Annotated in this window: 23 protein-coding genes; 11 read left to right on the forward strand and 12 right to left on the reverse strand. The window is 37.2% G+C overall.

The genetic code is table 11. From position 1 onward, the window contains the following. The first annotated feature begins 6 nt into the window (after positions 1–6). Positions 7–1,698: an ABC1 kinase family protein gene (locus MR041_RS10100; protein ID WP_242093528.1), complete on the forward strand. Its 1,692-nt coding sequence runs from the start codon at positions 7–9 to the stop codon at positions 1,696–1,698. A 79-nt stretch (positions 1,699–1,777) separates the two neighbouring features. Here the strand turns inward: MR041_RS10100 and MR041_RS10105 are convergent, their stop codons facing one another. After that, the gene (locus MR041_RS10105; RefSeq protein ID WP_242093529.1) at positions 1,778–2,380 is read right to left on the reverse strand and encodes a hypothetical protein; all 603 of its coding nucleotides are present in this window, start codon (positions 2,378–2,380) and stop codon (positions 1,778–1,780) included. Positions 2,381–2,610: 230 nt separating this feature from the next. On the opposite strand from MR041_RS10105, the gene MR041_RS10110 reads away from it, so the two are divergent. Genes MR041_RS10110 through MR041_RS10120 form a run of 3 tightly spaced genes read left to right on the forward strand, consistent with a single transcriptional unit; the run spans position 2,611 to position 5,129 of the window. Further along, entirely contained in the window at positions 2,611–3,381 is a 771-nt protein-coding gene (locus MR041_RS10110; protein ID WP_242093530.1) for an MlaE family ABC transporter permease, read from the forward strand. Positions 3,382–3,392: 11 nt separating this feature from the next. Next, positions 3,393–4,136 (forward strand): ABC transporter ATP-binding protein, encoded by a 744-nt coding sequence (locus MR041_RS10115; RefSeq protein ID WP_242093532.1) that lies wholly within the window; start codon positions 3,393–3,395, stop codon positions 4,134–4,136. A 12-nt stretch (positions 4,137–4,148) separates the two neighbouring features. After that, positions 4,149–5,129 (forward strand): MlaD family protein, encoded by a 981-nt coding sequence (locus tag MR041_RS10120; protein ID WP_242093534.1) that lies wholly within the window; start codon positions 4,149–4,151, stop codon positions 5,127–5,129. A 78-nt stretch (positions 5,130–5,207) separates the two neighbouring features. On the opposite strand, the gene MR041_RS10125 is transcribed toward MR041_RS10120, so the two are convergent. The 11 genes from MR041_RS10125 to MR041_RS10175 form a co-directional block, all read right to left on the reverse strand. Beyond that, positions 5,208–5,666: a pyridoxamine 5'-phosphate oxidase family protein gene (locus MR041_RS10125; RefSeq protein ID WP_242093536.1), complete on the reverse strand. Its 459-nt coding sequence runs from the start codon at positions 5,664–5,666 to the stop codon at positions 5,208–5,210. A 65-nt stretch (positions 5,667–5,731) separates the two neighbouring features. Beyond that, positions 5,732–6,949 (reverse strand): metallophosphoesterase, encoded by a 1,218-nt coding sequence (locus MR041_RS10130; protein WP_242093537.1) that lies wholly within the window; start codon positions 6,947–6,949, stop codon positions 5,732–5,734. Between the two features lie 6 nt (positions 6,950–6,955). Continuing rightward, the gene (locus MR041_RS10135; protein ID WP_242093539.1) at positions 6,956–7,552 is read right to left on the reverse strand and encodes a CDP-alcohol phosphatidyltransferase family protein; all 597 of its coding nucleotides are present in this window, start codon (positions 7,550–7,552) and stop codon (positions 6,956–6,958) included. Between the two features lie 103 nt (positions 7,553–7,655). Further along, entirely contained in the window at positions 7,656–8,558 is a 903-nt protein-coding gene (locus tag MR041_RS10140) for a mechanosensitive ion channel family protein (RefSeq protein ID WP_242093541.1), read from the reverse strand. 8 nt (positions 8,559–8,566) lie between these two features. After that, the gene (locus MR041_RS10145; protein ID WP_242093543.1) at positions 8,567–8,866 is read right to left on the reverse strand and encodes a chaperone modulator CbpM; all 300 of its coding nucleotides are present in this window, start codon (positions 8,864–8,866) and stop codon (positions 8,567–8,569) included. Next, positions 8,863–9,750 (reverse strand): DnaJ C-terminal domain-containing protein, encoded by an 888-nt coding sequence (locus MR041_RS10150; RefSeq protein ID WP_242093544.1) that lies wholly within the window; start codon positions 9,748–9,750, stop codon positions 8,863–8,865. Before MR041_RS10150 ends, MR041_RS10145 begins: the two co-directional genes overlap by 4 nt. A gap of 73 nt (positions 9,751–9,823) precedes the next feature. Then, the gene (locus MR041_RS10155; RefSeq protein ID WP_242093546.1) at positions 9,824–10,498 is read right to left on the reverse strand and encodes an ABC transporter ATP-binding protein; all 675 of its coding nucleotides are present in this window, start codon (positions 10,496–10,498) and stop codon (positions 9,824–9,826) included. A 1-nt stretch (position 10,499) separates the two neighbouring features. Then, positions 10,500–11,762, reverse strand: a complete 1,263-nt coding sequence (locus tag MR041_RS10160) for an ABC transporter permease (protein WP_242093548.1) — start codon at positions 11,760–11,762, stop codon at positions 10,500–10,502. Then, positions 11,762–12,841: an efflux RND transporter periplasmic adaptor subunit gene (locus MR041_RS10165; RefSeq protein WP_242093550.1), complete on the reverse strand. Its 1,080-nt coding sequence runs from the start codon at positions 12,839–12,841 to the stop codon at positions 11,762–11,764. Before MR041_RS10165 ends, MR041_RS10160 begins: the two co-directional genes overlap by 1 nt. A gap of 2 nt (positions 12,842–12,843) precedes the next feature. Next, positions 12,844–13,929, reverse strand: coding sequence for a site-2 protease family protein (locus tag MR041_RS10170; RefSeq protein ID WP_242093552.1), 1,086 nt, complete (start codon positions 13,927–13,929; stop codon positions 12,844–12,846). Then, the gene (locus MR041_RS10175; protein ID WP_242093554.1) at positions 13,926–14,546 is read right to left on the reverse strand and encodes a WG repeat-containing protein; all 621 of its coding nucleotides are present in this window, start codon (positions 14,544–14,546) and stop codon (positions 13,926–13,928) included. Before MR041_RS10175 ends, MR041_RS10170 begins: the two co-directional genes overlap by 4 nt. A 334-nt stretch (positions 14,547–14,880) precedes the next feature. Between MR041_RS10175 and MR041_RS10180 the strand changes: the two genes are divergently transcribed. The 7 genes from MR041_RS10180 (at position 14,881) to MR041_RS10210 (ending at position 22,340) form a co-directional block, all read left to right on the forward strand. Next, a complete protein-coding gene (locus tag MR041_RS10180) occupies positions 14,881–16,761 on the forward strand; it encodes a PAS domain-containing sensor histidine kinase (protein WP_242093555.1) in 1,881 nt (626 codons plus the stop codon). Further along, on the forward strand, positions 16,758–17,816 hold the full coding sequence (locus MR041_RS10185) for a response regulator (protein WP_242093557.1): 1,059 nt from the start codon (positions 16,758–16,760) through the stop codon (positions 17,814–17,816). Before MR041_RS10180 ends, MR041_RS10185 begins: the two co-directional genes overlap by 4 nt. An 85-nt stretch (positions 17,817–17,901) precedes the next feature. Next, entirely contained in the window at positions 17,902–18,753 is an 852-nt protein-coding gene (locus MR041_RS10190) for a universal stress protein (protein WP_242093559.1), read from the forward strand. A 6-nt stretch (positions 18,754–18,759) separates the two neighbouring features. After that, the gene (locus MR041_RS10195; protein WP_242093561.1) at positions 18,760–19,146 is read left to right on the forward strand and encodes a hypothetical protein; all 387 of its coding nucleotides are present in this window, start codon (positions 18,760–18,762) and stop codon (positions 19,144–19,146) included. 637 nt (positions 19,147–19,783) lie between these two features. Beyond that, complete coding sequence (locus MR041_RS10200) at positions 19,784–20,617, forward strand: universal stress protein (protein ID WP_242093563.1); 834 nt, start codon at positions 19,784–19,786, stop codon at positions 20,615–20,617. Between the two features lie 29 nt (positions 20,618–20,646). After that, positions 20,647–21,489 (forward strand): universal stress protein, encoded by an 843-nt coding sequence (locus MR041_RS10205; RefSeq protein WP_242093565.1) that lies wholly within the window; start codon positions 20,647–20,649, stop codon positions 21,487–21,489. Positions 21,490–21,509: 20 nt separating this feature from the next. Then, complete coding sequence (locus tag MR041_RS10210) at positions 21,510–22,340, forward strand: universal stress protein (protein WP_242093567.1); 831 nt, start codon at positions 21,510–21,512, stop codon at positions 22,338–22,340. Positions 22,341–22,382: the final 42 nt, after the last annotated feature.

Genomic DNA, 22,382 nt, shown 5'->3' on the forward strand with positions numbered 1-22,382 from the left:
GTGCTTATGACTACTATAAAGCGGTTTAAATCTATTTCCAGATATAACCAGATCCTAAAGGTCCTTTTAAAATATGGATTTGATGATTTTGTTCAATACCTCGAGGAGAACAATCATTATAGAATGATTCATAAGATCATTCCTGATTCCACAAAGCGACGTGTTGCCAGGTACAGTAAATGGGCAAAAATGAGGTTAGTCTGCGAGGAATTGGGACCAACATTTATCAAATTTGGCCAAATCCTGAGTAACCGTCCGGATTTAGTGCCGCTTGAATTAACCTTTGAACTGGAAAAACTTCAAGATAATGTTCCGCAGATGACGGAAAGTGAGGCTCGGGAAGTTGTTGAAACCGAATTAAAGGATAATGTCGACAACTTATTCGCCTGGTTCGAACCGGTTCCCTTTGCCTCGGCCTCAGTGGCTCAGGTACATAAAGTGACTTTACCTTCCGGCAAACGAATTGCATTAAAGATACAAAGACCAGGTATTTTCGAGGTGATCACCGAGGATATCAAGGTCATGTACAGAATTGCAAATCTCATCGAAAAAAGGATACCCTCTCTAAAGCATTTTGATCCGGTGGGCCTGGTCAAAAACTTTGAAGTTTCCATATTGAAGGAACTTGATTTTATAAATGAATCGATCAATGTTCAAAGATTTTATAATAACCTGGCTAAGGATAGGTCTTTAGAGCAATTTGCCCTTGCACCAAAAGTGTATCAGGAATATACAACTTCAAAAGTTTTGGCTCTGGAATTTATTTCAGGTATTAAAATTGATAAAATTGACAAATTGAAATCGCATGACATGGATATTCAGGTCACGGCCAGACGCCTGGCGATAAGCTTTTTCAAACAGATCTTTGAATATGGTTTTTTTCATGCCGATCCACATCCGGGCAATTTGCTGGTGCTTCCAAATAATCATATTTGTTATTTAGACTTTGGTATGATGGGCAGCATGCTCCCCAGGGATATTTTAATTTTCGGAAAATTATTTATGGCCATTACCGAAAGGGATGTCAAAAAGATTATCAGGGTTTTACAGCAATTGTCCAATAATGCCCCTATTTTGAACCGTCGGGAATTAGAGTTGGATATTAATGAATTCGTTGAAAAATATTATGTCAGAGATATCCATAAAAATGAGATGAGCACCGTATTGTTGGAACTAAAAGATATCATCATCGCGCATGGTCTGAAGGTACCGACCTATTTCTTCCTATTTGCCCGATCCTTGGTTACGATTGAGGGCGTACTCGATAAATTGGATCCAAACCTGGAACAATTCGAAATTGTTAAACCCTACTTAAGGTACAGTGTTACAAGGAGGTATAATCCTTTGCAAATGGGGGTGAAAATCGTGAATTCATTTGTTGAACTTACCGATTACATAGATGAGTTTCCTCAAGATTTAAAAAATGCCATACGCAAAATAAATACGGGGCAAATCAAGGTCGATCTGACTCACAAAGGCATTGACCCTATGGTTCATACCCTTCAAAGAATCACAAAACAGCTCATTACTGCCTTTTTGATGGTAGCTTTAATTATCGGAGCCGCGCTGTTCATTATATTCGAAGTAGGCGCTTTATGGAATGGTATATCTGTTTTGGGAATGACCAGTTTTACCATTGCCGTGATATTGGGCTTCGGCATGTTAAGAAATATTAAAAAAGGCGACTATGATTACTGAAAATGAATAAGACTATCTTAAAAACAGAAAAGAGCACCATTTGTGGTGCTCTTTTTATTTTGCTTCGTTTTATCTTGATCTAAGACCTTGAGAATGCCTTTTTGAAATGTCCATAGGCCTCAGAGATTTCATTTTGGAAATGTTCAAGCCGCGTTTCCTCTTTTTTCTTCGTATACTTTCCTTTAAATGAATTGATAAATGAGTTGAAATCTTGTTTTCCTTTCTCAAATGAATCTTTTGCAGTGTTGCTGTCCTTTTTAAATTTTTGCTCTAATATTTCCAGCTGAATCTTAAACTGCTCTATCTCAATTAAGGTCAAGGCATACATTCTATTCAAAGTCTCGTTTGTTTTAATTTTTACCTCAATATCGTGTAATAGCAACAGCAATTGTTTTTTTTGTTTTTTAAAGATTGCCCTTGTTTCAGCCTTTCCTAATGCCAGTTGCACTCTAAGTTCATCGAACTTGGTATGAAGTTCTTCAATTTTTTCCTTTACTTTTTTAATTTTTTCTTCGCTTTCATGAAGATAGCTATTAAATTTCTTCTTCACTTCCTCATATTTATCCTGGCCCTCTGCCTTACCCAAAGCAGCTTTAACCTGGAATTCTTCTAGTTCTACTGCAGATTTTCGCAGTGCCCTTATGACTTTATCCACAAATTGGTTATCCTCTTTAGTTTTCATGATACATGTATTTAGTGTTAGATTAAATATCCATACAAAATCGAATGTGTACAATGACGCGTATCAGTTTTAAAGTTTTGATGGATATGTCCATGTAACGCTAAGCAATAACCCCTGACTTTTCGGAGTGTTCAAAATGACATTAACAGATTCCGTCTGGCATAATGATTTTAATCATTTTATATCTAATGGGCTTATCATAACTTTAAATGTTTAGGAATCCAGGTTTTATGCTGAAATTAAATCTTATACGGTCATTCTTCATTGAAATTGGGGAACTCTCCTATTTTGCCAGAAGATTTTTCAAAGAAATCTTCAAGAAACCCTTTGAGTTTAATGAGTTTTTAAAACAATGCTTTCAGGTTGGAAATCGCTCCTTTCTTTTGGTGGGGGTCACCGCTTTTATCATCGGTTTGGTGATTACTTTACAAACGAGGCCCACTTTAGAGGAATTCGGGGCCGAATCATGGATGCCCTCTATGGTTAGTATATCCATTATTAGAGAGGTGGGTCCCGTTATTATCGCCTTAACATTTGCAGGGCGAATTGCATCAGGAATAGGTGCAGAATTGGGTTCCATGCGGGTCACAGAGCAAATTGATGCCATGGAGGTTTCCGGTACAAACCCCTTTAACTTCTTGGTTGTAACCCGGGTTTTGGCGGCGACCCTGATGCTTCCCGTGTTGGTCATTTTAGGGGATGCTATTGCCCTCTATGGTTCCTACGTGGTAGAAAATCTAAAGGGAGATGTCTCTTTTCAATTGTACTTTAACAAGGTGTTCAATGCCCTCGAGTTTGGAGATATTATCCCGGCAACAATTAAAACCTTTTTTTTCGGATTTGCCATTGGTTTGGTTGGTTGTTTTAAGGGATATTACTGTGAAAAGGGTACCGTAGGCGTTGGAAAGGCGGCGAACTCTGCCGTCGTTTTCTCTTCTATGCTTCTATTTATAATAGACTTCATCGCGGTATTTATAACCGATATATTTTTTGAAATCTAATGATGACTCAGATGCACAACATACAAGCACCTATTCTCGAAATTAAAGATTTAAAAAAATCCTTTGGGGCAAATCATGTTTTAAACGGATTCAATTTAGAACTGTTTGAAGGTGAAAATGTAGTGATAATGGGCAGATCGGGTTCCGGTAAATCGGTTATGATAAAATGTTTGGTCGGCCTGATGGAACCTGATTCGGGTAGCATTAGAGTCATGGGCAAGGAAATAAGTACCCTTAATCCTGAAGATTTAAACACTTTACGTACCGATATCGGGTTTCTGTTTCAAGGCAGCGCCTTATACGACTCTATGACCGTAAGAGAAAATTTGGAATTCCCATTGCGACGACATAAACAAAAATTTGCTCAGATAAAGGACCCTACTGAACTCGTTCTGGAAGTATTGGAAAGTGTGGGATTAGTTCATGCTATTGATCTTATGCCAGCCGAGCTTTCAGGGGGCATGCAAAGACGTGTTGCCTTGGCCAGGACCTTAATTTTAAAACCCAAAATTATCTTATATGACGAACCAACCAGCGGCCTGGATCCGATCACCTCAAAGGAGATAATCGAACTCATGAGGCGCGTGCAACGTCAATACAAAACATCTTCGCTTATCATTACACATGATGTGGATTGCGCCCGTGTGGTATCTGAACGTATTATTCTCTTAATTGATGGAATTAATTATCTCGAGGGAAATTATGAGACCTTAAAAAATTCGGATGATGAAAAAGTAAAGGCATTTTTTAAATAAATCATTTTTGTCATGAAAAAAACACATAACCAAAAATTGAAATTAGGCGTATTTGTTGTCATTGGTTTGATACTTTTTGTAGTCGCCGTTTATTTAATTGGCAATCGTCAAAACATGTTTGTTAAAACGTTTAATATCAGTGCCAACTTCAATAATGTTAATGGTTTAATGCAAGGGAACAATGTGCGCTATTCAGGGATTAATATAGGGACTGTAAAAACGATATCTATGATTAATGATTCTACCATTAATGTTGATATGGTAATCGAAGAAAAAATGGTACAGCACATAAAAAAGGATGCCATAGCGACTATTGGCACAGATGGTTTGGTCGGCAATATGATTGTAAACATTATTCCCGGAAAAGGCGATTCAGAAATGATCGCACCGGGAGATGTGATTCAGTCGTATACAAAAATTGGTACAGATGAAATGCTTAACACCTTAAACGTAACCAATGAAAACGCGGCCTTATTAACCGCGAAATTGCTAAATATTGCTGATGCCATGGCAGATAGTAAAGGGACCTTCGGTATGCTTATCAACGATACAGTAGTGTCTTCAAATCTGAAACAAACCGTAAATCAATTACGAATTATGAGTATTGAAGCGAATAAATCAATGAAATCGCTGAATACCATTATAAATACCATCAACTTTCAGGAAAGTGTGGCGGGTGTCTTGTTAAACGATTCAATTGAAGCTCAGAAAATTCGTGTTTTGCTTACAAATCTGGAAGCTACAACCGCAGGTGTTAATTCGGTAATAAGCAACTTAAACGAAACCATAGAAGATTATAAAAATAGCAAAGGCGCCGTTAATTATCTTTTTAATGATGAAGAGTTCGTTAAAAATCTGGAACAGTCTCTTATTAATATAAACGAGGGAACAAATAAGTTCAACCAGAATATGGAAGCGTTAAAACACAGTTTTTTAACCAGGCGCTACTTCAGAAAATTAGAGAAGCAACAAAAAAAGAAAGCCAAATCCTAAGCATTCGGCAAGAGCTTGAGTGCTGCTATTTTATGGGTTGATTTCGACCTGTTTGTTGAAAATAGAGAATGATTTCAATTAAATAAACTGCCGTTCTCGTCCGGTCATATCATCAATATCAATTTTAAAAACAACCGGCATACCGTCTTTGTAAATCTTACTGGAGAACTCACTTAGGAAATTTAAATCCTTTCCTTCCTTTAATTTAATGGCCTCCTTGACACCTTCCGAAAATTTATGTAAACTTATCTTGGCGGTACTGCCAAGATATTCGTCATATTTACCATAAACAACAACAGACCTCCAATTGTTAACGGAAGCAATGTCAGAGATTTCCAATGATACGGCGGGATGCTCTCTGAGGGCCTTAATTTTATGACCAATACTCGAATACCCAATGATGGCATGTGAACTTGAATCATAATAATACGTTATGGGTACAACATAAGGATGGTTTTTATAAATATATGCGAGATGCCCGATGTAATTATCTCGCAAAAGTCTTATGCATTTGGATTTTGCCAGTTTTAGAATCATTGTTTTAGGATCAATTAATGTAAGACTAAAATACCGGATAGCATTAAGTTATAAAATGATATAAATCATTTTACCCGAAACTCTATAAGAGTAATTTCCGGTCGCATGCCGAGTCTACCGGGAAATCCAATCCATCCCAATCCCCTATTCACATAGAGATACTGTTGGTTATGTTTATATAAACCCGCCCAATGCTTAAATTTGTACTTAATTGGACTCCAGCTTAAATCCTTATAATTAAGACCGAATTGCATGCCATGGGTATGGCCGGAAAGGGTCAATGCAATATCAGTGGTTTTTATAACTTCATCACCCCAGTGACTGGGATCGTGTGATAGCAATAGTTTAAAAGGGATATGCTTTACATTTCTTATCGCCTGATCGAGATCACCATACTGTTTAAAGGGGGGACGCCCCCAATTTTCAACACCTATAATGGCAATGTTTTCGTTGTTAAACGCGATTATCTCAGCTGTATTCATCAATAATTTGAAGCCTACATTTTTAAAAAAATCTTTGATTTTTTGAAAGTTCTCTGCTTTTTCCTCGCCAGAATTCCATTCGGAATAATCGCCGTAATCATGGTTACCCAATACCGCGTATTTTCCATTTTTTGCCCTGAGTTGTTTGAATATTCTATCCCAACCAATAAGTTCCCATGCATAGTTGTTGACGATATCACCCGTGAAGAAAATAAAATCAACGTGTAAATCATTTATGATCTTAACAGCTTTTTCCAGGATCTTGTATCTGTAGTTAAATCCGCCTATATGCAGATCGGAAATATGAACCAGCCTTAAACCCTCCAATGCTGGTGGCAAGGTGTCGAAAAATAGTTTATGACCATGGACTTTAAAATGAAAAACAGATTTAAAAATGGCGTATACAATTATAAAAAATGGTAAGAAACCGGATAATAAACCGATCAGAGGCACAATCAGTTGCGATTCCTTTTCTGCAATAATGAAGTTCCCAAAGAATAATATTGAAATGATAATGACAAATACTATTTTAGGTATAAATGACGATACCGTTAAGCCATACAGAGAGGAGATCAACAGTTGTTTTCTTCTTGGGTTGATATTGTCAAGTGTCACCTTTAGAACAATTATGGCCGTAATGAGTCCTATGGTAAAACACCAGAATAAAACATGTATGGTAGTTCTTAAAGTCGACGAAATTATGAGTTGCGTGATATCCTGAAGCCAGTAAAACGAGACTATATCTACCACTAAAATGGCCACACAGAGCAGTAAAATAGTAAATAAGGAATAACTTCGCATAAGGCATTATTTAGATAATTCGTTTCTCATTCGCCTTTTATCCTGTAAGGCCCAGTAAATACCTTTGACATCTGAAGCCCAGTCTTTATACAGAAAAATAAGTGTGATTTCTTCTACAGTCTCCAAAATTCCAATAATGATCATGACATAGAACAAGGTCAGGTTTGGGTAAAAGAACAGGGACCACAAAATGAATATACTTTGCATGACCGCGGAAAGTTTAGCAAGGTAGGTGTGAAATGATGTGGCTTTTCCATATTTTATATAAGCCAGGATCATCTGAATAACATAGGGTATAAAGGCAATGAGGATTAAAATAATGTGTGTAATAATAAATTCGGTTTCAAAATAAAATAAACCAATAAGACCAATTATTAAGGTGATTTGGTCACCAAAGGAATCCAGCTGAGAACCTCTGGGACTGGCAATGTTCAATCTTCTGGCCAAAAATCCATCTATGGCATCTGTTAAATAACTTATTAATAAGAGCCATGTAAAAATCAAACGAACATCCAATAGGATTAAACCCAAAAGAACCGGTGCAGCTGCGATCCTGTAAAATGAAAACCAGTCGGCAATATTAAAGTTTTTGAAGGTGAGCATCTTATTCGATTTTTTAATTGAATTACAGGGTGTTCAATGGGTTCACTGACAATTGCCAGTTGTTAGTTAAATAGCTGTTTATATGCGACTTAATCATATGCATTTACGAATTATTCATATCAATTTTTATTTCCGGAATTTTAACAAGCTCTAATGTTGTGGAGGCCAATGCCACCTTTCCGTTCGATTGCTTTACCTCCTTGTGAATTTCATTAAACAGCACATCCTTGGTAGCCCGTCTCTTTTTATAATCCACGATATAACGCAAATTGAATTCAATCCAATTGTCTGTTAAAGAAATGGCGAGTGTTGGATCCAGTAGGGCATCTTCAATGTAGTATTTGTTTACTACGGCTTTCCATTGCGATTTGGATTTGGCAGTGAATTCGGATAGCACATGAGACGCTATTTTAATAACGATTGATTTGGCCAACTCAATATCCGAATCATAGGTGAAGGGTAAGTTAAACTCATCCCATATAAATGGAAAGTCCTTCGAATAGTTATAGACGGGACCTTTAAACACAAAGGCATTACTCAGCTTAACAATACGCCCGCTATAATTGTCACTACTCACCCACTGGCCAATTTCCATCATCGTTGTATAGATACTATCAACATCTATAACATCGCCCTTTATGCCATTAATTTCAATTCTGTCTCCCGGTTGATACACCTTGACGATAAATATGTATAAAGACCCTGCAATACTTAGCACAAGTTCCTGAAGCGTTATTGCAATTCCGGCTGTAAATAAGCCTACAGCCAGCGTAAAATCACGGATGTTACCGGTAAAGTAGGATACCGTTAAAAATATGAGAACGATATAGCCAATAATCTCAATCCCCTTTTGGGATTTATATCTGGCGGTGGTATCTGTGACCTGTTTCCTTAAAAAGCGTCTGAGCAACTGGATGAGAATAAGAACACATATGGCCAGCAATACATAGATGACAATACTATATATTGTAGGGTTTTCGGCAATCCATTTTCTAATTTGTTCCATTTCAAAGGTTAAATATCTTCATACAATCGCAATCGGTTATGGAGTGTTATGATTTCCTGCTTCAAGGCGTTTACTTGTTCCAATAGGTTATTTATGGCATCGATTCCCTCAAAATTTATGTCCAGGTCGTAATGCAGTCTTACGATCCTTTCAACTTTCCTCAGTTCTTTTTTATGAATAAAAAAATCACGCTTCAGGACCGTTAATTCGATCAGTTCAAATTCCTGAAGCCTGTAAATGAAGGCAACGGGGATGTTATAATATTTACATACAATTTGAATTGGTATGAGATCAGTTGTTTCCATCATGAACGTAAGGTTTGAAGCTCTTTTATTAAATCTTTTTCCCTGCTGGAAAGGTTCGTAGGTAATTTGATCTGATAGGTTATGATCAAATCTCCATAGTGTCCTTCTTTTTTATATTTTGGGAATCCTTTTCCACTTAATTTGACTTTAGCGCCGTTTTGAGTCTCCGGTTTGATATTGAGTTTTACTTTTCCACTAAAGGTGTCAACCATTAAACTGCCTCCAAGCAGGGCCAGATAGAGATCGAGATCAACGGTCACATAGAGATTATCCTTATCTCTTTTGAATTTTGTATTGTTTATTATTGAAAACTCTATGTATAAATCGCCGTTCGGTCCACCGTTAATGCCCTGTCCACCGTGGCCTTTTATTTTTATGATCTGACCGTTCTCAACACCGGCAGGAATGGTAATTCGTATATTTTTATTATTCACTGTAAGGGTACGCTTATGCGTAGTATAGACATCTTTTAAGTTCAGCTGCAATTTGGCATTGAAATCCTGCCCCCTGTATTTTACCTGCCGCCCTCGACCACCCGTGGCCCTTCCTCCAAACATGTGTTCAAAAAAATCTGAAAAATCTGTTTCCGTGTAGCTTCTGTCTTCACCTTGATAACGCTTTTGATAATGTGAACGCTGTTGTTCTTTTTCAATCTCCTCAGCATGTCTCCAGTGTTCGCCATATTGATCGTATTTCTTTCGGTTTTCCGGATTGCTCAGTACTTCGTGGGCCTCATTGATTTCTTTAAATTTCTTTTCGGCGAGGGTGTCATTAGGATTTAAATCAGGATGATATTTTCTGGCCAATTTCCGATAGGCTTTTTTAATATCATTTTCAGAAGCAGATTTGGATAAACCAAGTACTTTATAATAATCGATAAAAGACATGTGCTTGAATATGAACTAGAAAGTTAAGACCCAAACCGATGAAAAAAAATGATTTACATCATATTAAAAGACTTTATGATATGATCTTGCCATCCTCCATTGTCATGATTCTATTGGTTTGTCTGGCAAAATCTTCATCATGTGTCACTACCAAAAGCGACAGACCTATCTCTTCACTCAGTCTTTTAAAGATGTCGAATACGTTTTTTGAATTATGACTGTCCAAGTTTCCGGTAGGCTCATCCCCCATGATTAAAGTCGGGTTGTTAATTAAAGCCCTGGCAATGGCCACACGCTGTTTTTCTCCACCGGAAATACGGAATGCCCGTTTCTTTGCCAAATGATCTATGTTGAGCATTTTTAATTTTTCCATCGCATCATGTTCAATTTCCTGATACGATTTTTCGGCAAGCTTTTTGGCCGGTAACATGACGTTTTCCAGGACTGTAAAATCGGATAAGAGATAATGAAACTGAAATACAAATCCGATGTGTTTGTTTCTAATGTAGGAAAGCTGGTCTCTGCTCTGATTTGTAAGGCGGTTATTGTTTAAAAAGAGGTCGCCTTCATAGTCCGTATCCATAGTCGATAACACGTATAATAAGGTAGATTTACCACAGCCAGATTTGCCCATAATGGAAACGAACTCACCCTTATCAACCTTAAAATTTATATCCTTCAGCACATGAAATAAAATAGGCTTCTTAAAATATTTATGAATATGTTTTGCTTCGAGTACAGGGCTCATTTTATTGTCTTCTTATGATCTGAACCGGATCTATTTTCTTTGATTTCTTAGATGGTAAATAACCGGCTAAAAAAGTAGATAGCATGGCAAAAGAAAAGCCAATTAAAAAAAACAGGGGATTCATATTTATCGGATAGGTTGTAATAGTGGGTAATGCCTCTGTTTCGAAAGGAATCGTATCAATTAGACTGGCTAAGCCATATCCAATGAGTAACCCAAGTATCCCACCAATAAATCCGATGATCATGGCCTGGCTCATAAAAATAAGCTGGACATCTTTACCCGAAAACCCCGTAGCCTTTAATATGGCGATATCATTCATTTTCTCATAGATGAGCATGTTCAGTATGTTGTAAATTCCAAATCCGGCTACAATCAACAATGTTATAGAAACAGCATAGGTAATGAGATTCCTTATGGTCGTTCCCGTTTCAAATTGGGCATTGGCGGTTTTAACATCAATTGCTTTTAAGTTGAATTGTTGTTCAATTTTCCTCGCCAATGGAATGGCTTCCTCAATATCGTGGAGTTTGACATTAATATCGGTAATATAACTATTGGTTTGGCCCAAAATACGTTGCACCGTCTTGATGGTTGTAAAACTTTGAATCGCATCGACATCGGCAATGCCACTTTGGTAGAATCCCACTATTTTCAAAGAAAATATTCCGCCATTAATCGGACTGACCTGGACGCGATCACCAATTTTCAAAGACATCTTCTTTGCGATTCCAATACCCAGAATAATACCATTATCGGTCTGATGTAAAGCTTCGGCCGAACCATCCACAATATAATCGCTCATTCTAAATAACCTGGCTTCGTCAAGCGGGTGTATTCCTGTTAGATTACCTCCTATTTCAATGGATCCGGCAATATAAAAAATTTGGGTTTTCACCTGAGGTATGGCGCCTAAAACACGAGGATCCTCATTCAGATATTTTACAAGTGGCCTGGCGTTGTGTATTTTTTTCTGACTTAATTTCGGCTTGATGGAATGTATCACATTGAAGCTGTTTTTAAACGCATCGAACACATCTGCAGGTTGCTGTTCAGAGGGTTCAATTTCATTATAAATATGAATATGTGGTGTTTGATTTAAGATGAGATCATCCAACATACCATTTAAACCCGTCATAAAACAAACCAAGGTAATATAGGATCCGATACCGAAGGTAACACCTAGGGAGGCGATGACCGTTTGTTTTATTTTTGTCAATAAATGGGTCTTGGAAATACTTAAAATTAAAGGCCAATTGGTCATCACTGCGGTTTATAAATAAAAGTATCCTCCGATATTCCTGATGTAATCTCAATAAATTCCAGGTTTTGTAATCCTGTGCCGACCGCAATTAAACCCTCTTCGGTTTTAACCATGCTGCCATCTATTAAGTAGGCCTTCGGAATGGTTAATGCACTGTCTTTCTTTGAAATAATGATATTGGCCTCACCGGAAAGTCCAGGATACAGTACGTTTGGAGGATTTTTAAAGACAGCTTCTATCTTAAAGGTCTGGTTGCGTTCGTCCTTCTTGGGGTAAATTTTCGAGATATGTCCCTCAAACAAGGTGCCTTCGTAGGCATCTAAAAAGATTAAAACGTCCTGACCAGGTGTAACACAGACAATATCGACTTCATCTACCAGCATGTCAATGACAAAATTGTTGACACTTCCAATTGATGCCAGGGGTTCCATGGTGTTGACGATTTCACCGGGTTCCTTGTAAAGCGCATATATCTTCCCATTTATTTTACTTTTTACAGAAAAATCCCGGGTACCTATTAAGGCGGTTCGGTAATTGTTCTCCGACTGCTTTACTGCTGTTTCAAGTTCGTTTTCGGTTTGTTCATAGGTATTTTGAAGACTGTGCAGTTCGTTTAATGAGAGTTCATAGGCTAATTTCTTGGTGTCGAATTCAATTTTAGACCCAATATTTTGCTCCCAAAGCTTTTTCTGTCTGAAATAATTCAAGGAATCATTCCGGTATCGCAAGGTAGCAGCGTTAATCTGGTCATGAATACCATTCAGAACCGTTGCCTTGCCCTTGTATTTTTCTCTGGCTAAATCCAGGCTGTATTTGGCATTTAATGCATTAAGCTTAGGGGCATTATTAATAATTTGAAGCAGCGTATCCCCTTCAGAAACCACATCACCTTCCTCGACTAAGTTCCGGTCAAGTATCCCTGAAACGATGGCATAGGCCTGATATAAACTATCCGGCTGCACCGTAACCGACGAATAAACCAATTCGGTTAAGGACTTCACCTGAGGATAAGTACCCTCATCTTTACTACCACATGATAAAAGCAGTAAGAATAAAGTTATCAACTGAACATGCTTCATAATCAAAAGGCTAATTTTTGCTGTAAAAGAAGGTATTCATTTAAATTTATGGCATCAATTACACCGACAATTTTATCCTCTTTTGTAACTGGTATAAAGGCTTTTTTATTGGAAAAGACAATGTTATAGATGTCATTGAGAGGGTCTGTATTTTTGACCGTTTTAAATTGTGTCACCATAACATCTTTCACCAAAACATCTTTATTGGAATTACCGATAATATGCTCAAGGTATAAAATCCCTTTTATTTTATGATCCTCTACAACAATAAAATTCGTTTCTGTTCCTGAAATAACTGTGTTTACGACCTTATCCAAAGGGTCCTCAGGATCAAAAGTGGTCATGTTTATGATCATTGCTTCTTCAACGCTATGACCTTTCAATACATCCAAATGTTGAACAAATCGATTTTCTGCAAAGGCTCCTAGATAAATAAACAGGGCTATAACAACCAAAAAAGGAGAATATAACAGACCGATCAATAAAAAAAGTAAGGCAAAGAACTGTCCGACGCTAGCGGCTATTTTTGTGGCTTTTACACGTGAGATTTTCATGGCTAGTAAAGCGCGTAGAATACGTCCGCCATCCATTGGAAAGGCCGGTATAACATTAAAAAGGACTAATCCCAGATTCACCAGGAACAAATAAAACAGAAAATTTTGAAAGGAGAAACTCATTAAAATCTCAAAAGTTTCCGTAAAGTTGGACTTCATTAAGGCCTCTACCGGAATAATTATATACAATAACAAAGCAATGACAACATTGACTAAGGGGCCTGCCAGAGTAACCAGGAGCTCCTGCTTGGGGGATTCCGGAATACGCTCTAAACTCGCCATACCACCAATGGGCAGTAGAGTTATTTTTTTTGTGCGAATTCCAAAATGTCTTGCGGTTAAAGCATGTCCCAACTCATGTAATACAACACAGGCAAAAATGGATAACAGCAATACAATGTTAAAAAATATACGACCTGCATTACCATCGTGCTTTAATTCGATGAATACAATCCAGGCAATTAAAAAAAAGAAGGTCCAGTGCACCAGTATCTTAATTCCTGCAATACGACCTAAATTCAGGTTTGCTTTCATTTCAAACCATTTTCCATAGTTGTTGTAACCAAATGCCATTTTTTATGTTCGGATTGAACAGCAAAAAGGTTTTCGGAAATGTGTTTTGAAGTCACTTCTGGAGGCGAATTTAAATAGGCCTTATCCAATATGACATTCACGCCCTTGGGATTTAGGTAGTAGGTAATGTTTCCATTGACATCCAGGACCACCTCGAAATATTTATAGTTAACCACATGTTTCCCCAAAACATCATTATCTCCGAGTTCTTCCTTCAAAATATGCAGAGCAAGAGCCTTGTTATTGTTGAAATTCAAAGCATTTAGGAAAATGGGTTCTATGACCGTTTTACCGGTTTTATCGATATAACCAAAGTAGGTAATCCCGTCTCTCTTTGTGGTGAATAAGCATCGGTTATCACTAAAAACAGGATATCGAGAACCATCAACGTAGGATGTAACCAAATCATCCCGAAAATCAATCACCAATTGTCCCTCATGGTTAATAAAGCCCCAGGAATTATCTTTTTTAACCGCTGCGACCCCATCATTAAAGGGTGCAATGAAATCCAATTCTTCCGCTATCTGTGACACTGCGAAAAGCGGACATAACAAAATGATAATAAATAGATTTTTCATGACATTAATATTTATAATAGTAGTCTATAAAGGTAGGTTGATGAGGCCTTTTATAAAATGATATTCATCATTATGGCGTGCCATGCCCGGTCTGTATTTGGTCCGCTCATTTAACTCTAACCGCGCATTACCTAAAGAGTGCGATGAATTCACATTACAGTTGGTCTCTAAATGTGTTAAAATCCTTAGCTAATCAAAGAGCAACGTTATAAAATAATCGAGTCGCATGTTGAAATTGTCGGATACCTTTTAATTATGACATAAGTCATACATTTTAAGATAAAAAAGCCCTTATTTAGTATATTTTAAGTACTATCCGAAATCATGTCCTTTTATGTTTCAACAAGATCAGGAAATATTTAATATTCTGTTAGAAATGATCTCTGAAGGGGCTATCATTGTAGATAGTCATCAGCGAATAATGGAGGTCAACGCTGCCTTTGAAGGTATTTTTGGGTATACAAAAAAAGAATTAATGGGCCGGGACCTCAATTTACTCATCCCTTCCAATTATCACAAAAATCATAAAACGTATTTCAAAAAATTTATTGAACGGGGTAAACGCCGTAAAATGACCGAAGCCTCAGATATTTATGCACTAAAAAAAGATGGTACCATATTCCCTATAGAAATAGAGTTAAATCCGTTTCTAATTTATGATAAAACCTATGTCATCGGATTGATAAAGGACATCTCTGAAAAAAAAGAGATTAAAAAAAATCTCATGTTAAGAACCCAGGCCTTGCAATCTTCCAACAATGGTATCGTGATTACTGATGCGTTGAAATACGACAATCCCGTAATTTATTTTAATTCCACCTTCCAAAAGCTTACCGGGTATACTCAGGAAGAAATTCTTCATAAGAACTGTCGCTTTTTACAAGGCGAAGACACAGAGCAAAAAGGCCTTGATGCCCTTAGAAAAGCCATAAAGAATGGGGAAAGCTGCCAGGCCCGATTACGGAATTATAAGAAGGACGGCAGCATGTTCTGGAATGATCTGTATGTGTTTCCCATTACAGATGGCGATGGTGTTGTTACCAATTTTATTGGTATTTTAAATGATATCACCTTAAGCATAAAAGAAGAAGAGGAACGGGTGCATCTCGCTTCCATTTTCGATGAATCCTTAAATGAAATTTATGTTTTTGATGCCGAAACCTTAAAATTCATCAATGTGAACTATGGTGCTCAGAAAAACATTGGGTACAGTTTGGACGAATTAAAAGAAATGACTCCAATAGATTTAATTGCAAATGGAGAGGAGCCCGAGTTTAAAAATTTCATTGATGTATTGTTAAAAGGGAATGTCGAGAAATTAGAATTTGAAAGTATGTATCGGCGTAAAGATGGATCGACCTATCCGGTTGAAGTGCATTTACAATTATCGACCTTGAATGGAAAGGATGTATTTACGGCTATCATCCTCGACATTACCGAACGAAAGAACTATACGACAAAACTCGAAAGGAAAGTTGAAAAAAGGACACATCAGCTCGAAATAGCATTGAACAAAGAAAAAGAACTCAACGAATTAAAAACCAAATTTTTATCACTGGTCTCTCATGAATTTAAAACGCCGTTAAGTGCCATTTTAACGTCCAGCGAGCTCCTGAGTAAATACCAGTTAACTGAACAACAGGAAAAAAGAGAGAAACACATTAAAACGATAGATGATAAAGTTCACTTTTTGAATAACATCATAAACGACTTTCTCTCTGTTGAAAAACTCGAAACAGGTAAAGTAAATTATAGGTTCGACCAGTTTAAACTCAGTAAGGTTGTCAATGAAGTGGTGTACGATGCCAATATGCTTTTAAAGGAAGGACAGCAAATAAAATATCCTGAGGACATTGATGACTTATCCCTTTACCAGGATGAAAAAATAATTCAGCTGATCCTGTCGAATCTATTGTACAATGCCGTGAACTACTCCCCTGAAGGATCGACCATTGAGTTATATGTCAGGCAGAATGAAAAAACGACCACCGTGACTGTAAAGGACAATGGATTTGGTATTCCGGAGGAGGATCAAAAACACATTTTTGAGCGGTATTTCAGAGCCCACAACGTAACTAATATTCAGGGTACCGGTATCGGTTTGAATATTGTTAAGAATCATCTTGAGAACCTGGGTGGCTCCATATATTTTGAAAGCGAAGAAAACAAGGGGACGACATTTGTAATAGCCTTTCCAAATAGAGCACAACAATGAAAACTGTTTTACTCATAGAGGATGATGCGGTTCTTAGGGAAAATACAGCAGAACTATTAGAGCTTTCAAACTATAAGGTGTTTACAGCCTCCAATGGAAAGATTGGTGTTCAAATGGCTAAAAAACATTTACCTGATATTATTGTCTGCGATATTATGATGCCCGAATTGGACGGTTACGGGGCATTAGAACGGTTATCGAAACTAAAAACAACTCAGTTTATTCCCTTTATTTTTCTGTCTGCAAAAACAGAACGTCAGGACATCAGAAAAGGTATGAATTTGGGAGCAGACGACTATATAACAAAACCGTTTACAGAGGACGATCTTATAAGTGCCATTGAGAGTCGACTCGCAAAGGTTTCTATTTTAAAGGAATTAAAAGGTTTTGATGCATACAGCAATAGCATCTCTGTTGAAGAGGATGAAATCAAGACCCTCAACGACTTAAAGAACTTTTTTGCCGATTATGGCATCGAACTTGAATTTAACAAGGATGATGTTATTTATCGTGAAGGCGATCACTCTAATTACATCTATTTAATCGACACCGGCACTGTAAAAAGCTTTAGGATCGATGAACAGGGAAAGGAATTGGTCACTGCCTTATACAAGGAGGATGATTTATTCGGGTATACCTCGTTTACAAATACGATTCCGCATAAGGAAACCGCAGTGGCCATTGCAGATACCACATTACATGGTATTTCCATTTTGGAGTTCAATGACCTGTTGAGTAAAAATCATAAGGTCGTATTAGAACTTATAGGACTGTTAACAGAGGATTTATCTACAATTAAAGAACAGCTCCTTGAAATGGCTTATGGAACGGTAAATAAAAAAACAGCCTCTACCATTTTAAAATTTGCTGAAAAAATAAATCGCAGGCCCGATGATCTCATAAAAATCTCCAGAAGTGATCTGGCCAGTGTGGCTGGAATTGCACCCGAAACATTAATCAGGGCATTAACAGAGTTCAAAAAGCTGGGTATTATTAAAGCGGAAGGCAGGAATATAAAAGTAATTGATCTTGAAAAACTAAAAAGCATCACCTGAAATGATATGCTATTAATCTAAAATGATGAATATCATTTCAGCTGAGATATCTTCCACCTAATTTAGTAGGAAAAGATACAGTTTGATGAAAAACATTTTACTACCCACAGATTTTTCAGAGAATTCCTGGAATGCGATAAGCTATGCGATTCAATTTTATGATAATATCCCATGCAATTTTTATCTGTTGCATGTTCACAGGGTAAGGGAAGATATCATGGACGGTTCGCCTTACATTGCAGATCAGGAGGTTTTAGAAGCGGTACATAAGAAACCTGCGAAAGAAAAATTACTCAAATTAATTAAGCGTATACAAAAAGAGTTACCTGATATACAACCCTATCACCGATTTTACAGCTTGTCCGACTATGATTTTTTTATCGATGCCATACGAAGGCATGTGGAACAGAAGAACATAGACACCATAGTCATGGGAACCAAAGGTGCTTCAGGCATTAAGGAAATAATTATTGGAAGCAATACGGGCGATGTCATTACAAAGGTAAAATGCAATCTGCTGGCTGTTCCGGAGAAGGCCCAATACCGGAACATCAATGAAATAGTATTTACCACCGACTTTTCCTTGAATTACAATTTGAATATTTTACGTCCCCTTCTGGAGATCATTGATCGCAATACGGCCGCATTGCGCATCCTTCACATGAGTAAGAACAAAACAAATTTAAATACCGAACAACAACTGAATCGTGAAACATTACAGGAATATTTCAATAACACAGATTCAAGTTTTCACTATGTGAGCAATTCAAAATTGGAAAATGCGGTTCAAAGCTTTGTCGAGAACAGAAAGATTGATTTAATCTGCATGGTGGCCAAAAATTTGAATTATTGTCAGCAGATATTGTTTCATTCCAAAATCGAAAAAATAAGTTATCATATTAATATACCCTTTCTGGTATTACATGAAATAAATTAAGGCATTATGGATACGTCACTATTTTTGGCAAAGTTTTGGGGATGGTATCTTATCATATTCTTCTTCATCTTAAGCCTGAACCCTAAGCGAATAAAACAAATATTTAATGATTTAAAAGATGAAAAATTTCTAATTGTTTCATCCTTTATGGCCATTTTAGTGGGCCTGTTGAATATCTTATTTCACAACATCTGGGAACCGAACTGGAAATTCATTATTACCATAATTGGCTGGATTTCAATCTTTTTGGGACTATTCCTTTTTGTGTTCCCAAAACGCACTGTAGCGCTGCTGGAATTACTTAACATAAAATTGGTGCAGGTCATTTATACCTTATTATTTTTTACCGGATTGTTTTTGTTAAACGTGGCATACAATATTATTCCGATTTAATTCCAGAAACTGATAAATATCATTTTTTTAATGTAAAAGTTAATTTACATTAGGGGCTATATAAAACGTTCTTTACATAATAGTTATCTTAAAATCTAGGCTTTGTTATTGAAAAATGATAAAACCTATCAAAGTGTTTGAAAGTATTATTTAGCAGGAAAACCCAGTAGTATTGATTTTGTAATAAAACTTTATTGAAGAAAACCGAGCGTTAATTAGTAAGATTAAACACTTTGGGGAAACAGGAGATTTCGATCTCCTGTTTCTTGTAAAAATAAGGTGTTTTTAAGATGAAAATTAGAAACACTTTTTTAGGAGTGTTTGGCGGTATTGACTATCTGAAGAATTAATGTAACTCTATCGAGGCATATTGAGGATTTGAAAAGGAAGGTTAATAAAATCAGACATTTCTAAGATGGAAACAGGAAGATAAAACTTCCTGTTTCTTTTTACCGCAGCTATTAATCATTTCGCATATATTAAATTGGTGAAGAAAAAGAGGGGTGATCATTGACATCCCTCTTTTTTATTGATATGCTTTAGATGAAAATGTATTGAAAGGACTGCTTTCAACCTGATATTTATCATTGCTTTGGGGTGTTGTAGTGGTTAACTTTAAAGATAATTTCATCGGCCCATGAGAAAAATATTGATTTTAACCGATTTTTCAGATCATATACTCCCCTATGCTGTCAATTTGTTTAAGGAGGCGATTTGCGAGTTCTTTATCATGCATGCCTACCAGGATGCTATTTACACCGAAACTCTGTCTAATGCCTCACACTTTGATAACCTTTTCCCCAGTGCGGGTCGCCTCTCCAAACAGAAATTAGAAGGTATTGTGGAGGCCATGACCGCTGAATTTCCGAATTCAAGACATAAGTATCATGTGATATCAACTGACAAAACATTGCTCGAGGAGGCTGACAGCTTCGTTGATGCTCATAATATAGATCTTATTGTTATGGGTTCCAAGGACGACCATAATTCAAAACCCATAACATTCGGCAGTCATACACCTCAAGTGATAAAATTTGTTAAATGCCCTGTTCTGGTCATTCCGGAGCACGCCGTTTATGCCTCACCGAAACACTTTCTTTTTCCGACCCATTATTTAATACCCTACAAAACAAGGGAGTTGGAACTGCTTTGTGATTTAGCCTATATGCACGGGGCCGTAATTGATGTGCTCTACAATTCGAAATGTGAAACCTTATCCCTACATCAAAAGGATAATCAACGCTTGCTCAGGGAAGAATTGGGGAAAAATCAAATTAATTTTAAACTATCCAGTACCAAGGCTATTGTCGATGCGGTAACCGAATATATCAAGAACAATACTATAGACCTGCTTGTTCTCGTCAATTCAAGACACCTGTCGTTCGACGACATCGTATTCCATACCATTCTGGATGAGATTACCATGACCTTAGACATCCCGTATCTCATTTTACAAAACAGGGGAACTTAGATACCTGTTCAATTCTAAAATTAAAGCTCATGAAAAACATACTTCTTCCTACCGATTTCTCCGAAAACTCATGGAATGCCATCGCATATGCCATTAGGCTCTTTGAACATGCCGATTGTAAATTCCATTTACTCCATACCTATACGCCCGAAATTTACCATTTGGAATATGTGTTGGGAGAACCTTCTCAATTCGGTATGCAAAATTATGCCAGAGACAACGCCATTACAAACCTGGATACCTTAAAGCATCGGATTCTGAAGGAATTACCCAGCTCCAGGCATAGCTTTGAGGAGGTGGCCTCCTTTAACACACTGGTGACGGAAATTAAAGATTTGGTTGAGGCCAGGCAGATCGATTATGTTATTATGGGAACCAAGGGAGCATCCGGTGTTAAGGAACTGTTATTTGGAAGCAATACCGTGCATACCATGAAGCATATGAATTGCCCCATATTAGCCATTCCGGACAATTATTCATTCGAAAAGCCCGAAGCTGTTTTATTTCCTACAGACTATAAAATTAACTTCAAAGCCAAACATCTAAAGCCCCTGATCGATATTGTCGCCCTTTACAATTCGAAAATAAATATTTTACATGCCACTTACGGATACGACTTATCAGAATCTCAGAAAAAGAATAAGAGACGCCTTAACAAGCATCTTAAGGATATCGCCCATCTGCATTACCATGTCAGCAATCAAACGGTCGAAGAAGGCATCTCTAAGTTTCAATTAAAGACACATATAAACCTGTTGGTTATGATGAAAAACAGGCATTCCTTTTTCGAAAAACTGTTCTTCAAATCCACCATAAATCATATAGGCTTTCACCTTAACGTGCCATTTTTGGTTATTCCCGAGGCCATGTAACACCTTAAATACGAGAACCCATGAAACGGAAAATACTGTTGCCGACCGACTTTTCAGATAATGCCTGGAATGCTATTGTCTATGCCTTAAAACTTTTTAAGCATGAGTACTGTACGTTTTATTTTTTAAACTCCACTTTCGTACAGATATCGACCCTATCCCAATTTTCGAATAAAATTTTGAAATCCATTGAGCAGGATGCTTTAAAAGGGCTTATGGAATTGGAGAAACTCGTTGAAACTACCGATGCCAACAGCAATCACGAGTTCCAGATTATCCTGAGTCGGGATAATCTCATAGATGCGGTAAAAAAAGCGGTTAAGGAACAGGAAATTGATCTGGTAGTCATGGGAACCAAAGGTGCCAGTGGAGCTAAAGAAGTATTTTTTGGCAGTAATACCATTCATCTGGTAAATAATTTAAAACAATGTCCGGTTTTAATCATTCCGGAAACCTGCGAATTTACGCGGCCTTTACAGATTGGCTTTCCCACTGATTACAATCGCTTCTACAGCAATAAAGAGCTAAAAGGTATCAAGCAATTGGCAGATCTGTATGATGCCAGGATTAGGATTATGCACATTAATGAAGAGGAAAAGCTCACTGATATCCAAGAGTATAATCTCACCAAATTGAAATACTATTTGAATAGTTACACCTGCGAATTCCACTGGCTCCCAAAATACGATGATAAAACAACAGAAATCAATGATTTTATAAAGGAATATGATATCAGTATTCTGGCGATGGTCAATTACGCCCATAGCTTTATAGAGCGCATCACCCATGAACCGGTGATTAAAAAACTGGGATTTCATATCAGGATTCCGTTTTTAGTCATACCGGAATGAGTCGTTATGCTGCCGCCCTGTCCTTGTCTTCAAACCGCTAAC

This window comes from Aestuariivivens sediminicola, from assembly GCF_022662015.1.
Taxonomy (GTDB): Bacteria; Bacteroidota; Bacteroidia; order Flavobacteriales; family Flavobacteriaceae; genus Aestuariivivens; species Aestuariivivens sediminicola.